Below are 2,092 nucleotides of genomic sequence, written 5' to 3' on the forward strand. Positions count from 1 at the left end.
TGGAGTCCGCGACGCCGGCGGAGGAGCCGACCGCGCCCCCGCAGCCGCGCCCGGTGCCGCAGCCCGCGGCGGTGCCCGCGCCGCAGCCCGGCGTGGCGAGGAGCACACGATGAACGACAACCGCTTCAACCCGCTCGCGCTCGTCCTCGGCTTCCTGCGCCCGCTCGACCCCCTGCTGCTGCTGCTGCTCGCCGTCCTGCTCGGCTACGCCCACGTGCTGATGCAGAGCGCCTCGCCGGAGCGCCTGGATTCGCAGATCACCCATATCGGCATCGCGCTCGCCGGCATGTGGCTGCTGGCCTGGCTCAAGCCGCAGCGCCTGCTGTCGATGGCGGTACCGCTCTACCTGCTCGGCGTGGTGCTGCTGCTGGCGGTGGAGCTGTTCGGAGAGATCTCCAAGGGTGCGCAGCGCTGGCTCGATCTCGGCGTGGCGCGCATCCAGCCCTCGGAATTGATGAAGATCGCGATGCCGCTGATGCTGGCCTGGTTCTTCCAGATGCGCGAGGGCCAGACCCGCCTCGTCGACTTCATCCTCGCCGGCGTGCTTCTGCTCGTGCCGGTGGGGCTGATCCTGATCCAGCCCGACCTCGGCACCAGCCTGCTTGTGGCCGCATCCGGCATCTACGTGATCTACTTCGCCGGGCTGTCGTGGAAGCTGCTGATCCCGATCGTGGTCGCGGGCGTGATCGGGCTGGGCTCGATCGTCGCCTTCGGCGACACCCTGTGTCAGCCCGATGTGGACTGGCAGGTGCTGCGCGAATACCAGAAGCAGCGCGTGTGCACCCTGCTCGACCCCACGCGCGATCCGCTCGGACGAGGCTTCCACATCATCCAGTCCACGATCGCGATCGGCTCCGGCGGGCTCACCGGGAAGGGCTGGATGGACGGCACCCAGACTCATCTCGCCTTCCTGCCCGAGCGCCACACCGACTTCATCTTCGCCGTGCTCGCCGAGGAGTTCGGCCTCGTCGGCGCCGTGCTGCTGCTGGTCATCTACGTGCTGCTGCTGCTGCGCGGCTTCCACATCGCCGCGAATGCGCCCACCCACGCTTCGCGCCTGCTCGGCGGGGCGATCACGATGATCTTCTTCACCTATGCCTTCGTGAACATGGGCATGGTGAGCGGCATCCTGCCGGTGGTGGGGGTGCCGCTGCCTTTCATCAGCTATGGCGGAACCGCGCTCGTCACGCTCTGTCTGGGGATCGGCATCCTCATGAGCATCCAGCGCAGCCGCTTCGCGGAAAAGACCTGAGAGAACCCCGACCGACCATGACGCCAGTTCCTCCCGTGCTTCCCGCAGCCTTCGCAGCCCGCCCGCAGGCAGCGCGGGCGCCGCGTGCCCTGGTGGCGGCGGGCCTCGCCTGCATCGTGGCGCTGCTCTCGGCCTGCGGCTCCGCGCCCAAGCGCGAAGGACCGGTCGCCGAGGTGCCGGCGCAGGCTGGAAAACCCGGACGCAGCCCGGTGCGCGGTGGCGGCTACTACAAGGACGACGGCCCGGGCGACGACATCCCCGACAACCTCGACGCGATCCCCGACGCGGAGCCGCGCGACGAGCCCCTGCATCGCTTCGCCAACCGCCCCTACCACGTCATGGGGCAGAGCTTCGTGCCCGCCACCGAGCTGCGCCCCTTCCGCCAGCGCGGCCACGGCAGCTGGTACGGCCGCCGCTTCCACGGCAACCCGACCTCGAGTGGCGAACCCTACGACATGTACGCGATGACGGCCGCGCATCCGACCCTGCCGATCCCGAGCTACGCGCGCGTGACCAACCTCGCCAACGGCCGTTCGGTGGTGGTGCGGGTGAACGATCGCGGCCCCTTCCTGCGCGGCCGGGTGATCGACCTGTCCTATGCCGCGGCGCACAAGCTGGGCTATGTCAACGGCGGCAGCGCCGAGGTCGAGGTCGAGCAGATCCTGCCCGGCGAGGCGCCGCTCGTCGCCATGGCGCGCCCGGTGCCGCCGCTGCCGGCGCGCGCCAACGAGGGCCTCATGCCGGGGTCGGGGCCGGCGACCGGGATGAAGGCACTCGCCCCCTTGCCGGTGGCGCAGGCTCCGCTGCCCGCGCCGGTCGCGAGCCCCGCGCGGGCAGCCG

General features: G+C 70.7%; 2 protein-coding genes. Both read left to right on the forward strand.

Going from position 1 to position 2,092, the window contains the following annotated elements:
* Positions 1 to 109: 109 nt before the first annotated feature.
* Entirely contained in the window at positions 110 to 1,252 is a 1,143-nt protein-coding gene (gene rodA / locus C665_RS19385; protein WP_004328740.1) for a rod shape-determining protein RodA, read from the forward strand.
* Between the two features lie 17 nt (positions 1,253 to 1,269).
* Positions 1,270 to 2,092: septal ring lytic transglycosylase RlpA family protein (locus tag C665_RS19390; protein WP_051021782.1), on the forward strand; the 823-nt coding region annotated here is incomplete at its 3' end.

The organism is Thauera aminoaromatica S2, from assembly GCF_000310185.1.
Taxonomy (GTDB): Bacteria; Pseudomonadota; Gammaproteobacteria; order Burkholderiales; family Rhodocyclaceae; genus Thauera; species Thauera aminoaromatica.